Here is a 17842-nt window from a genome sequence, read left to right as displayed (position 1 = left end):
ACGCGTCCGCGACGCTCGCCTCGCCCGTCAGGCCTGGCGCGAGCGCTCGGCCGCCGCGCCCGCGAGACGGTTGATCACCGCCACCAGCTCGTCCTGCTCGACCGGCTTCGCGAGGTGCGTCTGGAAGCCCGCGGCGAGCAGCTTGGCGCGGTCCTCGCTGCGCGCGTACGCGGTGAGCGCGACCGCCGGCACGCCGCCGCCGCGCTCGTGCGGCAGCGAGCGCAAGCGCCGGATCAGGCTGTAGCCGTCCTCGCCCGGCATGCCGATGTCGGAGACCAGCACGTCGGGGATCCAGCGCTCGAACACGCTCGTCGCCTCCTCCGCCGAGGCCGCGGTGCGCACCTCGGCGCCCGCGGTCGAGAGCACGGTGCCGACGGTCTCGAGCGTGTCGGGGTCGTCGTCGACCAGCAGGACGCGCAGCCCCGGCGACACGATCGGCGTGCGCTCGCGTCGCACCGGTCCTTCCGCGCGCAGCGCGCGCGTCGGCCGCGGCTGCGCGACCGGGAAGGAGACGCGGAAGGTCGAGCCGCGCCCCGGCCCCTCGCTCTCGACCGCGACGCTGCCGCCGTGCAGCTCCGTCAAGTGTCGCACGATCGACAGGCCCAGACCGAGGCCACCGTGCGCGCGCGTCGAGGTCGCGTCCTGCTGACGGAAGCGCTCGAAGACGTGCGGCAGGAAGGCGCGATCGATCCCCTCGCCGGTGTCGGTGACGGCCACCTCGACCCGGTCGCCGACCTGCTCGAGCGCGATCGACACCACGCCGCCCTCGGGCGTGAACTTGACGGCGTTCGACAGCAGGTTCGAGAGGATCTGCTGCAGGCGCGCGGCGTCGCCGGCGACCGGAGCCGCCGTCGGATCGAGCGACGTCACGACCTCGACGCTCTTCGCCGCCGCCGTCGGACGGATCGCCTCGACCGCCGCCTCCGCCACGGCGCCGAGGTCGACCGGGCGCACGTCGAGCTTCATCTTGCCCGACACGATCCGCGACACGTCGAGCAGGTCGTTGATGAGCTGCGCCTGCACGCGCGCGTTGCGATCGATGATGTCGACCGCACGCCGCACCGCGGCCGGATCGAGCCGTCCCTGACGCAGCAGGCTGCTCCAGGCGAGGATCGGGGTGAGCGGCGTCCGCAGCTCGTGCGACAGCACGGCGAGGAACTCGTCCTTCGCGCGGTTGGCGCTCTCCGCCTGGTCGCGCGCTGCGGCGAGCTCGTCGTCGCGCTGCTGGATCTGCGCGAGCATGTCGTTGAACGTGCGGATAAGGAGCCCGATCTCGTCCTCGCTCTCGGCGCGCGCGCGCACCGAGTAGTCGCGCTGCGCCGAGACGACGCGCGCCGTCTGCACGAGGTGCAGGATCGGCTGCGAGATCGCGCGCTGCGCGCGCCACGAGATCGCGAGCGCCGCGAGGATCGCGCCGACGAACACCGCGGCCGCGATCGCGACGAAGTACAGCAGGCGCTGGTTGATCTCGCTGAGGTCGCCGAGCACGACCAGCGTCCCGATCCGGTGGCCCTCGTCCTGGATCGCTCGGTAGACGACGAGCCGCCCGTCCGTGAACGCGTGGCCGGCCGTCTTGAGACGCATCTTTTCTTCCAGCGCCGGTGGCGCGACGCCAGGCACCGAGAAGCGCACGATCGACGCGCCGCTCTCGTCGTAGACCGCGGCGCCGAGCACGAGCGGGTCGGCACGGAAGGCGCCGAGCGTGGCGCTCGCCGCCTCCTCGTCGTCGAACAGCACCGCGGACGCAATGTTGTAGCTGACGAGATCCGCTTCGGTTCCGAGCCGCTGCAGGACCTCGCGGCGGTAGCCGTCGACCTCGTAGACCACGAAGGCCGTGCAGACGAGGGCGAGTGCGACGGCGCTGGTCGCGAGGTTGAAGAGCAGCAGCTTGCGGCGGATCGGCAGGTCGCGGAAGCGCACGTCAGCGACCTCCGTCCTTGCGCGTCACGTGACGGGCGACCTTGAGAAGCTGCGAGCTGAGCTTGAGCCCGGCGCGCGCGGCCGCGTCGTCGTCGACGTCGAAGCGCAGGCGGTTGTTTTCGACGCGAAACGCGATCGCGCCGCCGTAGTCGAGGAAGTGCTCGCCCTCGCCGACCAGCAGCACGTGGTGGCGCTCGACGAGGTCGACGATCACCGGCATGTCGTGGAGGTGGTCGCTCGAGACGAAGAGCAGGTGGCAGTTCCCACTTTGCTCCGCGGAGTCGAGACGCCTTGGACCGATCGGCTTCTCGCGCACGACCTTGCCGCGCAGGGTGCGCTCGAGCGCCTCGTGCAGCCGGTCGTCGCCGAGCACGCAGACGTCGATCGAGCCGCGCTGCGCGACCATGTCGTGCGGCCACTCGACGAACTTCGCGAAGTTGTAGAGGAACGCCGCCTTGACGTCCTCTTCGCGCGCCGGCTGCGCACTCTGCCCGAGCCCGGGGAAGAGCATGGCGCAGAGCAGCAGCAGCGCCGCGAGCGAGCGCGCGCAGCGCGAGACGCGACTGCCGTCGGACCGCGTCACCACCACGCGCGCACCTGCAGGTAGCCGCTGCGCTCCACCTCGGTGCCGCCGGCGAACTCTCGGTGGTGCGCGTCGACCAGGTTGCGTCCGACGAGCGACAGCTCGAGGCCGTCCGCGACCCGACGCGAGAAGCGCAGGTCGAGCCCGACGTAGCTGTCGACGTTCTGCGCCGGAAGGCGGTCGACGTAGCGCAGCACGCCGTCGAACTCGCCGATCTCCGGCACGATCCAGGTCGAGCGGACGTTGAACTGGTGCTCCGGGCTCGAGCCGTCGGTGAACACGACGAGGAATTGGTCGGCGAGGCGGTCGGGATCGCCGTGCAGGTCGAGGATCAAGTAGGAGTACGCGGCGCTGATGCGCAGGCGCTCGATCGGCTCGGCGTCCGCGGTCACCTCGACGCCGTAGGCCTCGCCGTGCAGGCCGTTGCGGAAGATCAACGGCACGATCAGCGGCATGTCGTCGATGACGTAAGGTGCCGCGAGGTCGAAGGTGAGCAGGTCGTCGTAGTCGTTGATGAAGGCGGAAACGCCGACGAACACCGACGGCGCCGCCTGCACCCGGTAGCCGACCTCGTAGGCGATCACCTTCTCCGAATCGAAGCTGCGGTCGCCGACGAGCGCGCCGATCACGTCACCGCTCGGGGAGAGAAGGACGAGGTCGTGCTCGACGCGCGACGGCGTGCGAACCGCGCGCGAGATCGCTGCCCAGATGTTCTGTCGAGCGTCGGGAATCCACAGCAGCCGGACGTTGGGCTGGACCTCGAAGCCGCTGTAGTCGTTGTGCTCGAACTTCGAGCCCACCGTCAAGCGCAAACCCTCGAACAGCTCGATCTCGTCCTGCAGGAACGCGCTGAACAGGTTGTCGCTGCGCGACCTCGGGACGAACTCGACGCCGGGCACCGCGCCGGTGTCGTCCACCGTCAAGCGGTACTCGACTCCCCACTGCAGATCCTGGCGCCACGGCAGCGCGAGACGGTGCTGGAAGTCGACGTCGAAGGTGTTGCGGGTCTCGGCGAAGTTCGGCTCTCGGCGGTACGTGTTGTCGTAGTACACCTGCAGCGCGAGCTCGGAGGTCGCGCTCAGCGTCCGCCCCCAGCGCGCGAGCAGGTTGGCGCCCGAGACCTTGGCGTCCTCCTCCGCGATGCGCGCGAACGGCGGCTCGCGCTCGAAGATGCCGATGCGCTGGCCGAGCTCGCCGAGGTAGGCGTCGCCCTGGATCTGCAGCGTGTCGCTCGGCGACACGAGCCAGTCGATGCGGAACCCCTGCTGCGCGAACCACCAGCCGTCGAAGTCGTTGCCGGTCGGATTGAAGCCGGGCGCGCGGTCGAGAAACTCCGCATAGCCGCGGTAGTAGAAATTCTCGCCCAGGCGGTCGCCGTAGCGGACGCCGGCGAAGCCGCGCTCGTAGTTGCCGCCGCCCGCCGTGACGAAGGCGCCCTGCGTGTCGCGCGCGTTCTTGGTGATGATGTTGATCACGCCGTTGACCGCGTTCGCGCCCCACACGGCGCCGCCCGGACCGCGGATCACCTCGATGCGCTCGACGTCGTCGAGCAGCGTGTCCTGCACCTCCCAGTACGTGCCAGCGAACAGCGGGTCGTAGACGCTCCGCCCGTCGATCAGCACCAGCACCGAGCGTGCGAGCCGGCTCGCGAATCCGCGGATCCCGACGGCCCACTGGTTCGAGGTGATCTGCGCGACCTGGACGCCCGGCACGAGCCGCAGCGCGTCCGGGATGTTGGTCACGCCGGCGCGGCGGATGTCCTCGGCGGTCAGGACGTAGACGGCCGCAGCCGCCTCGCTGCGCTTCTCCGCCTTGCGGGACACCGAGGTCACCTCGATGTCCATGAGCTCCTCGAGCGTGAGCTCCGTCAGGTCGGTCGGGCTCGCGTCCTCGTCGAGGGCGACCTCCTGGCCGTGCGCCGCGACGGCGACCGTGAGAACGCTCGCCAGGGCGAAGAGCAACGGCGCGAGCAGCGACGGCTTCGGCGTCGACGTGGACCAGCGACCCACCCGGCCGAAAGACCTATGGCAAGCGCGAAGCCGAGGTCAAGATGGTTGGCCGACGCCCAGCACCGGGCAGCCCGCTCGCGAATTTTAGGATTGTGAGCGAGAGCCGCGGCTTCAGCGACGGGCGCGCGCGGCGTCGAGCTTCGCCTGCTGGATGCTTCGGCTGCTCGAGCTCGAGCGCGACGAGGACGCCTTGACGGCCTTGGTCGAGCTCGAGCGCGACGACGACGCCTTGACGACCTTGGTCGAGCTCGCGCGCTTCGACGACGCCGTCGCGGACTTGCTCGAGCCGGTGCGCGCCGACGACACCGACGCCGGCTTGGTCGAGCGCGGCTTCGAGGACGACGCCGTGGCGGGCTTCACCGAGCTCGGTCGCGAGGCGGACGCCGTCGCGGACTTGGTCGTCTGCTTGCGCGGCGTCTGGACGCTCGCCTTCTTGCTGCTCGAGGGCGAGCTCTTGCGCGCCACCGCCTGCTTCACGGGTGGACGCTTCTTGCTCTTGCTCGCGACCGTCGTCGTGCGGCTCTTGGTGTTGCTCTTGGTCGGCTTGCTCGACTTGCGCGCGACGGCCGTCGCCTGCGCACGCCGCTGCTGCTCGAGCGCGGCCTGCACGGTCGGCGCGGTGTCCTCGAACGAGGAGAAGCCGTACTCCATCAGGCGACGCGTGTCGCCCCACATGTCGCTCGCGCCGAACACGACGGTGATGATCCTGCGGCCGTTCAGCTCCGCGGCGCCGGCGAAGCAGCGGCCCGCGGCGCGCGTGTAGCCGGTCTTGCCGAGCACCGGCACGAAGTAGCCCGACAGCAGACGGTTCTTGCTGTACAGCGAGATCGGCCGGACCTTGGTGTCGGTCACCTGGATGACCTTCGTACGCGTGCCAGCGATCTCGCGGAACCCGGGCACGGTGAGCGCGTGCCGCAGGATGAGCGCCATGTCGTAGGCGCTCGTCAGGTGCTGGTCGTCCGGCAGACCGTGCGGATTGCGAAATGTTGTATTGAGGGCGCCGATCTCGCGTGCGCGCTCGTTCATCAGCGCCGCGAACTCCTCGACGCTGCCCGCGAGCCCTTCGGCGACGACCACGGACGCGTCGTTCGCCGACTTCAGCATGAGCGCGTAGACCAGGTCCTCGAGCTGCACGCGCTGGCCGGGTCGCAGGCCGAGCTTGGTCGGCACCTGCGCCGCGGCGAGCGGGCTCACCACGAAGCTGCGGTCGAGCCGGCCCGACTCGAGCGCGAGCACCGTGGTCATGATCTTGGTCGTGCTGGCGGGCGGCAGCGGACGACTCGCGTCCCGCTCCCAGAGGATCCGGCCGGTGTTCGCGTCGATCACGACGGCCGCCCGCGCGGTGATGCGCGGAGGTTCCGGCTCCGCGCTCGCAGGACGCACGAGGAGGAGAAGGAGCGCCGCGGCCAGCGCTAAGCCGAAGTCAACGGTGCGCCCCCATACCCTCATGCTCTCTCTCCTCCACCACGACCGCGAAAGCGCGGTTTATAGCCCAGCGCCGAGCGAGTGAAAAGGTAAATCGCCGGACGGAGAGAGCAAAAGGGCGAGCGCAGGAGGTGCTACACGGCGCGCTCCGAGACCGGCAGCCAGCGGGCTTGCTCGCGTCCGACGTAGGCGGCGCTCGGCCGGATCAGCGTGTCGTCGGCGATCTGCTCGAGGACGTGCGCCGCCCAGCCGCCGACGCGCGACACGGCGAAAGTCGGCGTGAACAGCTCCGCGTCGAGCCCGACGCCGTGTAGCAGCAGCGCGGTGTAGAACTCGACGTTGGTCTCGATGCGGCGCCCCGGCTTGAGCTCGCGCAGGACCTCGAGGATCGCTTCCTCGACGACGCGAGCGTCCTCGTAGAGCCTGGCGTCGCCGCCGCGCGCGAAGAGCCTGCGCGCGGCATCGGCGAGCACGACCGCACGCGGGTCGCGCACCGCGTACACGCGGTGTCCGAAGCCCATCAGGCGCTCGCCGGCCGCGACCGCCTCGCGCGCCCACGCGCGCGCTTCCTCGGCGAGCGAGCGTCCAGAATTCGCGGCGCGCTCGCGGATGCGGAACAGCATGTCGAGTGCAGGCCCAGGTGCGCCGCCATGCAGCGGCCCCTTGAAGGCGCCGAGCGCACCGACGACCGCGGAGATCACGTCCGAGCGCGTGCTCACCACGACGCGCGCGGCGAAGGTCGACGCGCTGAGGCCGTGGTCGATCACGGTGACGAGGTAGGTCTCGAGCGCGCGCACGACCTCGGGGTGCGGAATTTCGCCACGCAGCATGTGCAGGTAGGACGCCGCGTGCCGCAGGTGCGGATCCGGCGTGATCGGCGCGAGGCCGGCGCGCAGCCGCGTGTACGCGGCGACGATCGTCGGCACGCGCGCCACCACGCCGAGCGCGTGCCGCAGGTTGCCCTCGCGATCTCCGGGTCCCGGCGTCCCCTCGAGCTGCAGCGTGTCGACGCCGAGCCGCAGCGCGTCCATCGTCGGCACGCCGCGGCTCGCCGCCGCCGCCAGCAGCGAGACCGTGGCCGCCGGCAGCCAGCGGCGCGACGCCAGCTCGTGGTGCATCTCCTCGGTCTCCGCCGCGGTCGGCAGACGTCCGTGCCAGAGGAGGAACAGCGCCTCCTCGTAGGTCGCGTGCGGCGCGAGCTCCTCGACCGGGTAGCCCCCGATCGTCAGCTCGCCGCGCTCCCCGTCGACGCGGCTGATGCCGGTCGCGAGCGCGACCACCCCCGCGAGGCCTCGTGCGATCGTCTCCATGCGGACGGAGATGATGGATTGATCATGTTGCGTCAAGATTGAATCGTGAATCAATATTGACGCGACGATCAAGAAATGGGAGGAGAGGCTCGTGCAGGGCCATCTGACGGCGGCGCAGGCGGCCGAGGAGCTCGGCGTCAGCCTGCCGACGCTCTATGCCTACGTGAGCCGCGGCCTCGTGCGCTCGCGTCCCGAGCCCGGTACGCGACGCCGCTGGTACGCCGCCGAGGACGTGTGGCTGCTCAAGCAGCGCAAGGAGCAGCGGCGCGATCCGGCGCGCGCCGCGGAGGAGGCGCTGCACCAGGGGCTGCCCGCGATCGAGTCGCGTCTCTCCGTGATCCGCGACGGGCGGCTCTACTACCGCGGTCGCGACGTCTGCACGCTCGCGGTCGGCTGCACGCTCGAGCAGGTGGCGGCGCTGCTGTGGATGGGCGACGTCGACGCGTCGCTACCGGGAGACACGATCGAGGTGCCCGCGCAGGAGTGGAAGTCCTGGTGCAAGCTCGTCGCGGGGCTGCCGTCGCTCGAGGCGTTCGAGGTGCTGCTGCCGCTGCTCGCCGCACGCGATCCCGCCGCGTACGACACGCGCCCCGCCTCGGTGCAGCGCACCGGCGCGAAGATCGTGCGCGCGCTCGCCGCGGCCGCGGTCGGCGCGCGTCCTTCGCGCGACGAGATCGCGCTCGTGCTGCAGCGTGGCTGGTCGGCGCCGAGCGCCGACGACCGCTTCCTGCTGCGCGCGGCGCTCGTTCTGTACGCGGACAACGGCATCAACCCGTCCAGCTTCACCGCTCGCTGCGTCGCGTCCGCGGGCTCGACGCCGTACGCGCTGGTGCTCGCCGGCCTCGCCGCCCTGCAGGGGACCAAGCACGGCGGCGCCTGCGAGCGCGCAGAGGCGCTGCTCGAGGAAGCGGGCGATCCCTCGGGCGCGCGCCGCGCGGTCGAGGCGCGGCTACGACGCGGCGAGGCGGTGCCGGGCTTCGGCCACCCGCTCTACCCGCTGGGCGATCCGCGCGGTGCGCTGCTGATGCAGCTTCTGATCGAGCGTCGCGGACGGTCGCGCGAGGTCGCGCTCGCGACCGCGCTCGCCGACGCGGTCCGCGACCTCACGGGCCAAGCGCCGAACGTCGACTTCGGGGTGGTGACGCTCTGCCGCGCGCTCAAGCTGCCGCCGGGCAGCGCGCTCGCGCTCCTCGGCATCGGCCGCACCGTCGGCTGGATCGCGCACGGCCTCGAGCAGTACCAGGAGGGACGGCTGATCCGGCCGCGCGCCCGCTACGCCGGCGAGCCGCCGCAGGGCTAGCCCTTGCGCGGGAGGATTCTCTAACGCTGCGCGGCACGATTCATTGTCACACCCCCAAGCGGCCGATAGATTGCTTGCGTCGGAGTGGAGTGGAGGAGGTAGGCACCGCGTGCAATTGCTTCGCCGAAACGTCGCCGTTCTGAGGTCGCTGCTCGCGGCCGCGATCTACCTGAGCCTCTCGTCCGAAGTCCTCGCCCGGCAGTGGGTCGAGGAGGACTTCTGGCCGCGCGAGGTGAAGACGTACACCTTCACGCCGCCCTCGCCGTCGTCGCCGGAAAGCGAGGACACGCTGATCGGCGAGGTGCTCGTCTATCAGCCCGAGAAGGGCGACACCTTCTTCGACCTCGCCCGCTTCTTCGACCTCGGCTACAACGAGCTGGTCGACGCCAACCCCGGCGTCGACGAGTGGATCCCGGGTCACTTCGACAAGCCGGTGATCGTGCCGCAGCAGTTCATCCTGCCGTACGGCACCTACAACGGGATCGTGATCAACGTTCCCGAGATGCGCCTCTACTACTACCGGGGCGACGGCAAGAACACGCCGCGCTCGGTGATCACCTTCCCGGTCGGCCTCGGGCGCGAGGAGTGGAAGACGCCGATCGGCAAGTTCAAGGTCACCGAGAAGACCGTCAACCCGACCTGGGTGATCCCCGAGTCGATCCGCAAGGAGCGCATCGCCGAGAAGGGCTACAGCGAGAAGGTCATCCCGGGCGGCTCGCCGAACAACCCGCTCGGCAAGTACCGCATGCGGCTGTCGCTCGACCTGTACGGCATCCACGGCACCAACATCCCGTGGGGCGTCGGCATGCTGGTGAGCCACGGCTGCGTGCGCCTCTACCCCGAGGACATCGAGAAGCTCTTCCCGATGGTGCCGGTCGGGACGCCCGGCGTCTTCGTCTACCAGCCGGTGAAGATCGGCATGTCGGGCGGCCGCGTCTTCGTCGAGGTCCACAAGGACCTCTACGGGATGAAGCCCGGCATGTACCGCGAGACCGTCCGGATGCTCGAGCAGCGCGGGCTGCTCGACCGGGTGGACGAGGAGAAGCTGCGCGAGGCGGTGCTCGCGCAGAGCGGCATGCCGGTCGACGTCACGCTGGGCGACGAGCCGAGCAGCGAGCGTCCGCGCGAGGTCGAGCTGCCGTCGCTTCCCGAGCGACCGCAGTCCGCGGAGCGCGCGCCGCTGCCGCCGCGCGACGCCATCGATCGTCGGCCGCCGCCCGACACGCGCGAGGTCGCGCCCGCGGTCGACGACCTCGCGGACGAGCGCTTGCAGCCCGCGTCGGGTCGCGTGCCGCCGCCGCCCGCGCGGCCCGTGCCGTCCGCACGGCGACCGACTCAGGCGGCCGAGCCGGTGCTGCTACCGACCGAGATCATCGTGCCGCGCTCGCGGACGCCCGAGGTCGCCGAGGACTGAGGAACGAGTGGGCGTGGCGAGGGGGCGTCCCTCGCCACGCCGCAACGACCGTCAGCAGGCGGCCGAAGAAGAAGCCTCGTTGTCGCGGCCCGTCTCTCCGCTCGTCGCCGGCGACGTCCCCGCCGCCGCGTTCTTGGCGTGCTGCGCGCGCCAGCGGTTCAAGCCCTGCCGGATGTAATCCGGGTTCATGTCGACGATCTGGCAGATGTTCTCGAAGGAGAACAGCCAGCGCTTGTCGTCCGACATGATCCACTCGTAGGACTCCATGAACAGCTGACGGCCGCGCAGGTCGTTGGTGTGCGCGTACTTCTGGAAGCAGTCGATCGCGTCCTCCAGCACCGCCAGCATCAGACGGCGCTCGCGATCGAATCCGGCCTCCTTGCGAAAGAAAGAAAAGAACTGCCCCGGAAGCAGAACGTCCGGCTCGAACAGCCCGCCCGAACGATCCTGCATCCCGGAGGCACGTGCCCGCATCTTCCCATTCATGAACCGCATCCTCCCCAGCGGATTCATCCCCCGCCCATTGCAGGCGGGAGCCCCGGCGCGGCGGACGTTAATGCGGGTGCCGCGAGCGCACCAAATGAATTTCCCTGCATCGTACAAATGAGACTGACTAATGCTTCGTCCGTGCGACGCGGTGCGAGTTTCGCGGCTGGAAGTCGTGCGCTATACGCACCGGACGCCCTAGCACGAACGAGGAGAGACGACCGATCATGGCCGATTCGACCACGTCAAGCGCAGAGAAGAAGAGCGGTAGCTACGTCGGCGCCATCATTGGCTGGGGTGCCCTGGCCGTCGGGACCATCGCCTTCATCGTCTTCATCTTCAATCAGCTCGGCGTGCAGTGGGAGGGACGCGAGCAGGAGGCCCTCGAGCTCGTGCGCAAGTACAAGGGCCCCGGCATGGAGTACAACCTCGCCGACCAGACGATCGCGCTCGGCAACGCGGTGCGCGAGAAGGGTGGCTACCTCGGCGAGTTCTCGTGGAACGCCAAGCACGACGAGGGTCCGGTCTACCGCGTCGAGCTCACCTGGAAGGAAGGCAGCTCGAACCGTCGCGCGTCGTGGAAGGTGAACCTCGAGGATCAGTCGGTGACGCCGGGCGACGTCGAGGCGCAGAAGTTCATGAAGCCGGTGTCGCAGCAGTAGCGCGCACCGAGCTCCGAAGTCTTTCCGATCGGGCAGCCGCCGGCAGCTCTGCTCAGGCGGCCGCCGGCATCCGGTACGCGGTGAACGCGACCAGATCGTCCGCGTCGCGCCGCCAGCCGCGGCTCCAGCGCTCCAGCACGCGCTCCGCCGGAGACTTGCCGCTGCGCGCGTACTCGCGCGCGAGCTCGAGGTAGATCGTCTCGTTCTCCCCGCGCGCGTTGCGACAGTCCTGGCGGCGCAGCCCCTCCTCCGCGATGTCGATCAGCTCGCGCGCGAGGTCCTGCACGCGGTAGCGCCGCACCGGGGTCGCCATCGCGGTGCGGTGCACCTCGTGGTTGAGGCGCACGCGCTCCTCGAAGCTCCAGCCCTTCACCAGGTCCCACGCCGCCTGCATGCAGTCCGGCTCGTAGAGCACACCCTTCGCGATCGCGGACAGGCCGAGCATCGACTCGGGCGGCTGGCTGTCGACCATGCGCAGCTCGATGTAGGTCTTGAGCCGCACCTCGGGGAAGAGCGTCGAGAGGTGGAGCGCGAAGTCGCCCACCGTCGCGCGTAGCCCGTTCGCGCCTTCCTTCCAGAAGCGGCGGAACGGGATGCCGGTCAGGTCGACGTAGTCCTTGCCGCGCTTGACGAAGTACATCGGCACGTCGAGCGCCCACTCGACGTAGTCGACGAAGCCCGCGCGCGGCTCGAAGACGAACGGCAGGATGCCCGAGCGCGCGTTGTCGGTGTCGGTCCAGATGTGACCGCGATACGAGAGGTAGCCGTTCGGCTTGCCGTCGGTGATCGGCGAGTTCGCGAACAGCGCGTTCAGGATGGGACCGAGCCCCGTCGCGACGCGCATCTTCTGCATCGCGTCGGCCTCGCTCTCGTAGTCGAGGTTGGTCTGCACCGTCGCCGTCTGCTTCATCATGCGCAGACCGAGCGTGCCGACCTTCGGCATGTACGGCGCCATGATCGCGTAGCGCTTCTTCGGCACCTGCTCGATCTCGTCGACCGTCGAGAACGGCTGGATGCCGAGGCCGAGAAACGCGACGTCGAGCTCCTCCGCGATGCTCACCACCTCGCGGACGTGCTCGCGGAGCTCCTCGTCGGCCTCGTGCAGCGTCGCGCAGGGTCGCCCGGAGAGCTCGACCTGCCCACCCGGCTCGAGCGTCATCTCGCCCGGCGGTCGCGACAGCGCGATGATGCGGCCGTCCTCCTCTTGCGGCTCCCAGCCGTAGCGGTCGGCGAGACGACGCAGGATCGCCTCGACGCCGCGCTCGCCGGAGAACGGGATCGCGGCGCCGGTCGCGCGATCGACCGCGACCTTCTCGTACTCCGTCCCGATGCGGAACTCGGAGCGCGGCTTGGCGCCGCGCTCGAAGTGCTCCACCAGCTGATCGATCTTCTCGATCGGCGCGGCGTCGGGACCGGTCTCGTCAGCGATGTAGTCGGACATTCCGCCTCTCGGGCCGGGGCGTCGCCGCGTCTTGCGCACGGCGCTGAGTAAGAGCGGAGACTAGAAGCCGCGGTGCCCTGAAACAAGGAGCGGCACCGCGCCCGCGCTGCACCGCGTCGTCGCTCGCGGGCCAGCGTCAATCGCAGCAGAGGACGGCCGGCGACCGAAGAAGCGCCGCCCGATCAATCCTCGATCAAGACCAGCGTTCCGTCGGGAACGAGCTCGTAGAGATCCTCGACGTCCTCGTTCATCAGCGCGACGCAGCCGAACGTCCAGTCGATGCCGAGCTTGTTGAAGTCCGGCTTGTCGGTGCCGTGGATCCCGATCTCGCCGCCCGGACCGCCGAGCGCGAGCCCCTCGTCGAGCGCGCGCCGATGGTCGTCGATGTCGGAGAGGTTCGGGTAGTCGAGCAGCAGGAAGCGCGACCAGCGCGGGTGCTCACGCCGTCCGACGATGCGGTAGAGCCCGTTCGGCGTGCGCTTGTCGCCCTCGTACAGCTTGACGCCCGGGACGCGGCCGAACGAGACGTTGTGGTACGTCCGCAGCCACTGCCCGTACTGGTAGACGCTCAGCGTCCGGCACGAGCGGCTCACGACGACGGCGTACGGCTCGTCCTTCGCCCACTCGAGCGGCGCGCGGTCCTCGCCCGCGGAGGCGCCGTAGGGCGTGACGGTCGGGGCCGTCGCGGTCTGCGTGCAGCCGAGCGAAGCGAGCGAAAGCAGCAGGAAGAGGGCGAGGGCGGCCCGAGACCACGAGCTGATGCGCGACACGGCGTGCGAGTATACCACGGCCTCGGCGCGCGTCCGGCCGCTCGCGGCGCGCGTTGTCGGTCGCGAGGGACGCAGGTAGAACAGGCGGCGCAGAAGGAGACCGCGAATGTCCGTCGATCAGCTCGAGTTCCGCCGCGTCATGGGCCACTTCGCGACCGGCGTCACCATCGTCACGACCCACGACGGCGCGGGGCGCCTCACCGGGCTGACCGCGAACGCGGTGTCGTCGGTGTCGCTCGATCCGCCCATGGTTCTGGTCTGCGTCGACAAGAGCTCCGAGAGCTATCCGTCGTTCGGCGCCTCGGGGGTGTTCGCGATCAACATCCTGAGCAAGGACCAGGAGACGCTGTCGCGCCGCTTCGCAAAGTCGGGCGGCGACAAGTTCACCGGCGTCGGCTATCGCCTCGGCGAGACCGGGGCGCCGATCCTGAACGACACCATCGGCTTTCTCGAGTGCCGCGTCCGCCACGCGTTCGACGCCGGCGACCACACGATCTACGTCGGCGAGGCGGTCGACATCGGTGCGGCTCCGGACGGCGATCCGCTGCTCTACTTCCGCGGCGGCTACCGCAACCTGAGCGCATGAGCACCGCGACGCGCGCCGTCGCGCTGCTGCTCGCGCTGCTGGCGCCGCTCTTCGTTCCGGGCTGCCAGTCGAGCGAGCAGACGAGCGGCGAGAAGCCCTTCCGCGTCGCGCTCGTGACGCCCGGCCCGATCAGCGACGGCGGCTGGAACGCGAGCGCTTACGACGGGCTGCAGCTCATCAAGAAGGAGCTCGGCGCCGAGGTGAGCAACGTGCAGGCCGAGACGCCGACCGAGTTCGTGCAGAGCTTCCGCGACTACGCGGCGCAGGGCTACGACCTGGTGTTCGGGCACGGCTTCGAGTTCCAGGACCCGGCGCTCGAGGTCGGCAAGGAGTTTCCGCAGACGGCGTTCGTCGTGAGCTCGGGCAGCGTGTCGGCGCCCAACGTCGCCTCGCTCACGTTTCACCTCGATCAGGCGACGTACCTCGCCGGGGTCGTCGCGGCGTCGATGTCGAAGACCGGACGCGCCGGCTGCGTCGGCGGCATCAAGCTGCCGGTGATCCGCACGACGTTCGAGGGCTTCACCGCCGGCGCGCGCAGCGTCAAGCCTGATTTCGTCGTCGCGGAGGCGTACACCGGCAGCTTCGAGGACGTCGCCGCCGCCAAGGCGGCGACCGACGCGCTGATCGCGCAGGGCGCGGACTTCGTGCTGCAAAACGCCGACGCCGCCGGGCTCGGCGTCTTCCAGTCGGCGAAGAGCCACGGCGTGTTCGCGTTCGGCACCAACCGCGACCAGAGCGACGTCGCGCCCGACACCGTGCTCGCGAGCGCCGTGATCGACATCCCGCGGGCGTTCCTCCAGATCGCGAAGGAAGTGCAGGAGAAGCGCTTCACCGGTCGCGTCGTCGAGGAGGGGCTCGCGAACGGCGTGATCGACTTCGTGGTCAACCCCAAGCTCGCGGACCGGATCCCGCCCGAGGTCGCGCAGCGGGTCGCCGACGCCAAGGCCAAGATCGCGAGCGGAGCGTTGAAGGTGGGCTCATGAGCGCAGCAGCGAGCGGATCGGAACGGAGCGATGCGCGGCTCGCCGTCGTCGTCCTGGCGGCCGGGCAGGGCACGCGGATGAAGTCCGCGCACGCGAAGGTCCTGCACGCGCTCGGCGGACGACCGCTCGTCTGCCACGTGCTCAGCGCGAGCGGCGGGCTCGGCGCGGCGCGCACCGTCGTCGTGGTCGGGCATCAGGCGGAAAGAGTGCAGGCCGCGTGCGCCGGCTTCGACGTCCGCTTCGCGCTGCAGCGCGAGCAGCGCGGCACGGGTCACGCCGTGCGCGTCGCGTGCGAGGCGGAGCTCGAGGATTTCGAGGGCGACGTCGTCATCCTCTACGGCGACGTGCCGCTGCTGCGCACCGCGACCCTCGAGCGTCTGGTGCGCCGCCACCGCGAGCAGGGCGCGACGCTCTCGCTCCTCACCACCGTGCTCGAGAATCCGTTCGGCTACGGCCGCATCATCCGCGACGAGCAAGGCCGGCTCGCGGCGATCGTCGAGGAGCGCGACGCGACCGACGAGCAGCGCCAGATCCGCGAGGCCAATCCGGGCATCTACTGCGTCGAGGCGGACTTCCTGAAGAGCGCGCTGCGCGAGCTGCGCGCCGAGAACGCGCAGGGCGAGTACTACTTGACGGACGTCGCCGCGGCGGCCGTCGCGCGCGGTCTTCCGGTGGTGACCGAGCCGGTCGATCCGAACGAGGTCGCGGGCATCAACTCGCGCGCCGATCTCGCCGCGCTCGAGGCGACGCTGCGCCGCGAGACCATCGCGCGCCACATGGCGGCGGGCGTGACCTTCCTCGATCCGGCCACGGCCTACGTCGAGCCGTCGGTCACCATCGGTCCGGACACCGTCATCGGACCGGTCGTGCAGCTCTGCGGTCGCACCGTGATCGGCCGCGACTGCGTGATCGAGGGCAGCGCGTACTTGACGGATGCCGTGCTCGGCGATCGCGTGCACCTGAAGCCGATGGTCGTGATCACCGAGTCGCGCATCGACGCCGAGGCGGTGATCGGACCGTTCGCGCAGCTCCGTCCGGGCACGCACCTCCACGAGCGCGTGCACATCGGCAACTTCGTCGAGGTGAAGAAGTCGGAGATCGGCGCCGGCACCAAGGCGAACCACCTCGCCTACCTGGGCGACGCGACGATCGGCCGCGACGCCAACATCGGCGCCGGCACCATCACCTGCAACTACGACGGCTTCGACAAGCACCGCACCGAGATCGGCGACCGCGTGCAGATCGGCAGCGACAGCCAGCTCGTGGCGCCGGTGCGCATCGGCGACGACGCCTACGTCGCGACCGGCACCACGGTGCGCCACGACGTCGAGCCGGGCGCGCTCGCCTTCAACCCGAAGCCGGACCAACGCCGCGCCGGCTGGGTCGAGGGCTTCCGCAAGCGCAAGCAGCGCGAGCGCGGCTCGAAGTCCTGAACGACACACGGCCGCACGACGCCGGCGGGCGGTCGTCCGCCACGCTGCGGGTGAGACGCGCGTGGCGCTGATGCGCAGGCGGTGCGGCCAGGCGTTCCTGACGATCACCCGCCCGCCGCCGCGAGCGGCGGCTGCGCCGTCTCGTCGCGCCGCGCGATCCTGCCCAGCAGCAGGTAGAGCGGCGTCAGCGCGACGTACAGCGTCGCGCACAAGAGCCACGCGGGCGGGATGCCGAAGCGGTTCGACACCAGGCCCACGGCGAGCACCCCGAGGCCGCCGCCGAGCATGAACGACATCCCCTGCACCGACATCACCGTCGCGCGGAGCTCCTTGCCGATGTGCTCGTTGAGCCATGCCGAGACCACCGGCTGCCGCGCGCCCCAGGCGGCCTCGTAGAGCAGCAGCGACCACAGGAGCGGTCCGGCCGAGGTCGCGAGCGCCGCCGCCGTCAGGAACACGGCCGGCCAGAGCGTGAGCGCGGCCAGCAACCACTCCCGGCGCATCCGGCGCAGCAGCGGCGGCACGAGGAGCGCGCCGCACACGGCAGCCAGGTTGAGCAGCGCCCAGGACCAGCCGAGCACCCAGAGTCCCCCGCCGCCGAGCGCCTCGAGGTGCGGCGGCCAGGTGAACAGCACGGGCATCATGGCGGTGGCGCCGAGCAGCGACAGCAGGCACAGCATGCGCAGCACGGGGTGCTGGCGCACCGCGACGAGCCCCGCTCCGACCTGTCCGGCGAGCGAGCGCTGCGAGGCGCGGACGATCGCGCGGCGCTCGCCCCGATCGTCGTACATCGCCCGCAGCCCGTAGACGAACGTGACGACGAAGAAGGACGCCGCGACGAACCACGTCACCGTGAAGCCGAAGCCGTCGGCGAGATAGCCGCAGACGACCCCGCCCACGACCATGACCGCGCGGATGATCGCCTGCGAGCGCGCGAACATCCGATCCGCCGGGCGGCGGTCGCCCTCGGCGCGGACGCCGTCGACGGCCCAGGCGTCGATCGCGCCGGTCGCGAGCGTCACGCCGATCGCGTCGATCACCTCGGCGATCGCGCAGACCAGGAACCCCGGCGCGACCGAGTAGAGCAGGAACGCCGCCGTCCGCACGACGCACGACAGCAGGAACGAGACCTTGCGCCCGTAGAGGTCGGCGACCGCCCCGGTCGGAACCTCGAACAGGAAGACCGAGATCTGGAAGATCGCGAAGATCGCGCTGATCTCGAACAGGTCGAGACCGCGGCTCAGCAGGAACATCGGGTAGACCGGGTGCATGAACCAGCCCGGCAGGTTCCAGAGCGCGACGACCACGTAGTATGTCCGCTCGGTCCGCGTCACGACGCCTCCTGCGCGCGGGGAATCTGCTCGTCTAGCGCCGCGGCGCGATCCGGAACAAGCCGCGCCGTCGCCACGATCGTCGGAAGGCGCCCCGCCCGGCTGGCTCCGCCTGCTCGGCCGGCGAAGTTCTAGCGGGCGGCGCTAAAGAGGCGTGTTGCCCGCTCCGATCCGTGCAGGGTAGTCTCG

General features: G+C 70.4%; 14 protein-coding genes and 1 pseudogene. 6 read left to right on the top strand and 9 right to left on the bottom strand.

The window, feature by feature from the left end:
• Positions 1-27: 27 nt before the first annotated feature.
• From VIS07_14405 to VIS07_14385, 5 genes are all read right to left on the bottom strand, one after another.
• A complete protein-coding gene (locus VIS07_14405; protein ID HEY8516696.1) occupies positions 28-1920 on the bottom strand; it encodes an ATP-binding protein in 1893 nt (630 codons plus the stop codon).
• Position 1921: 1 nt separating this feature from the next.
• On the bottom strand, positions 1922-2506 hold the full coding sequence (locus VIS07_14400; protein ID HEY8516695.1) for a YfiR family protein: 585 nt from the start codon (positions 2504-2506) through the stop codon (positions 1922-1924).
• Positions 2500-4512: a TonB-dependent receptor gene (locus tag VIS07_14395; protein ID HEY8516694.1), complete on the bottom strand. Its 2013-nt coding sequence runs from the start codon at positions 4510-4512 to the stop codon at positions 2500-2502. Before VIS07_14395 ends, VIS07_14400 begins: the two co-directional genes overlap by 7 nt.
• 111 nt (positions 4513-4623) lie before the next feature.
• A complete protein-coding gene (locus VIS07_14390; GenBank protein HEY8516693.1) occupies positions 4624-5961 on the bottom strand; it encodes a D-alanyl-D-alanine carboxypeptidase family protein in 1338 nt (445 codons plus the stop codon).
• 110 nt (positions 5962-6071) lie between these two features.
• On the bottom strand, positions 6072-7247 hold the full coding sequence (locus VIS07_14385) for a citrate/2-methylcitrate synthase (GenBank protein ID HEY8516692.1): 1176 nt from the start codon (positions 7245-7247) through the stop codon (positions 6072-6074).
• Positions 7248-7338: 91 nt separating this feature from the next.
• On the opposite strand from VIS07_14385, the gene VIS07_14380 reads away from it, so the two are divergent.
• Positions 7339-8547, top strand: a complete 1209-nt coding sequence (locus VIS07_14380; protein ID HEY8516691.1) for a citrate/2-methylcitrate synthase — start codon at positions 7339-7341, stop codon at positions 8545-8547.
• Positions 8548-8656: 109 nt separating this feature from the next.
• Complete coding sequence (locus VIS07_14375) at positions 8657-9961, top strand: L,D-transpeptidase family protein (GenBank protein ID HEY8516690.1); 1305 nt, start codon at positions 8657-8659, stop codon at positions 9959-9961.
• 51 nt (positions 9962-10012) lie between these two features.
• On the opposite strand, the gene VIS07_14370 is transcribed toward VIS07_14375, so the two are convergent.
• Complete coding sequence (locus tag VIS07_14370; GenBank protein HEY8516689.1) at positions 10013-10414, bottom strand: hypothetical protein; 402 nt, start codon at positions 10412-10414, stop codon at positions 10013-10015.
• A 260-nt stretch (positions 10415-10674) separates the two neighbouring features.
• On the opposite strand from VIS07_14370, the gene VIS07_14365 reads away from it, so the two are divergent.
• Positions 10675-11109, top strand: a complete 435-nt coding sequence (locus tag VIS07_14365) for a hypothetical protein (GenBank protein ID HEY8516688.1) — start codon at positions 10675-10677, stop codon at positions 11107-11109.
• A 52-nt stretch (positions 11110-11161) separates the two neighbouring features.
• Here VIS07_14365 and VIS07_14360 read toward each other — a convergent pair whose 3' ends face one another.
• Entirely contained in the window at positions 11162-12550 is a 1389-nt protein-coding gene (locus VIS07_14360; GenBank protein HEY8516687.1) for a glutamate--cysteine ligase, read from the bottom strand.
• 182 nt (positions 12551-12732) lie between these two features.
• On the bottom strand, positions 12733-13320 hold the full coding sequence (locus VIS07_14355; GenBank protein ID HEY8516686.1) for a L,D-transpeptidase: 588 nt from the start codon (positions 13318-13320) through the stop codon (positions 12733-12735).
• A gap of 106 nt (positions 13321-13426) precedes the next feature.
• On the opposite strand from VIS07_14355, the gene VIS07_14350 reads away from it, so the two are divergent.
• Genes VIS07_14350 through glmU form a run of 3 tightly spaced genes read left to right on the top strand, consistent with a single transcriptional unit; the run spans position 13427 to position 16322 of the window.
• Positions 13427-13906, top strand: coding sequence for a flavin reductase family protein (locus VIS07_14350; GenBank protein HEY8516685.1), 480 nt, complete (start codon positions 13427-13429; stop codon positions 13904-13906).
• Positions 13903-14889 carry a BMP family protein gene (locus VIS07_14345; GenBank protein HEY8516684.1) on the top strand — a complete coding sequence of 329 codons (987 nt, stop codon included), beginning with the start codon at positions 13903-13905 and terminating at the stop codon, positions 14887-14889. The genes VIS07_14350 and VIS07_14345 overlap by 4 nt, the downstream gene beginning before the upstream one ends.
• On the top strand, positions 14886-16322 hold the full coding sequence (glmU, locus tag VIS07_14340; protein HEY8516683.1) for a bifunctional UDP-N-acetylglucosamine diphosphorylase/glucosamine-1-phosphate N-acetyltransferase GlmU: 1437 nt from the start codon (positions 14886-14888) through the stop codon (positions 16320-16322). The genes VIS07_14345 and glmU overlap by 4 nt, the downstream gene beginning before the upstream one ends.
• A 104-nt stretch (positions 16323-16426) precedes the next feature.
• Here glmU and VIS07_14335 read toward each other — a convergent pair.
• Positions 16427-17683, bottom strand: a pseudogene (locus VIS07_14335) (MFS transporter).
• Between the last annotated feature and the right edge of the window lie 159 nt (positions 17684-17842).

It is taken from the genome of Candidatus Binatia bacterium, from assembly GCA_036563615.1.
Classification (GTDB): Bacteria; Desulfobacterota; Binatia; order UBA12015; family UBA12015; genus DATCMB01.
Note: the sequence above shows the minus strand (reverse complement) of the source record. Positions and strands in the feature narration are given on the sequence as shown.

Excerpts from the sequence above, each read along its gene's own strand:
- VIS07_14350 (HEY8516685.1), top strand. The coding sequence starts at position 13,427 with ATGTCCGTCGATCAGCTCGAGTTCCGCCGCGTCATGGGCCACTTCGCG.
- VIS07_14365 (HEY8516688.1), top strand. The coding sequence starts at position 10,675 with ATGGCCGATTCGACCACGTCAAGCGCAGAGAAGAAGAGCGGTAGCTAC.
- VIS07_14345 (HEY8516684.1), top strand. The coding sequence starts at position 13,903 with ATGAGCACCGCGACGCGCGCCGTCGCGCTGCTGCTCGCGCTGCTGGCG.
- VIS07_14385 (HEY8516692.1), bottom strand. The coding sequence starts at position 7,247 with ATGGAGACGATCGCACGAGGCCTCGCGGGGGTGGTCGCGCTCGCGACC.
- VIS07_14370 (HEY8516689.1), bottom strand. The coding sequence starts at position 10,414 with ATGCAGGATCGTTCGGGCGGGCTGTTCGAGCCGGACGTTCTGCTTCCG.
- VIS07_14390 (HEY8516693.1), bottom strand. The coding sequence starts at position 5,961 with ATGAGGGTATGGGGGCGCACCGTTGACTTCGGCTTAGCGCTGGCCGCG.
- glmU (HEY8516683.1), top strand. The coding sequence starts at position 14,886 with ATGAGCGCAGCAGCGAGCGGATCGGAACGGAGCGATGCGCGGCTCGCC.
- VIS07_14360 (HEY8516687.1), bottom strand. The coding sequence starts at position 12,550 with ATGTCCGACTACATCGCTGACGAGACCGGTCCCGACGCCGCGCCGATC.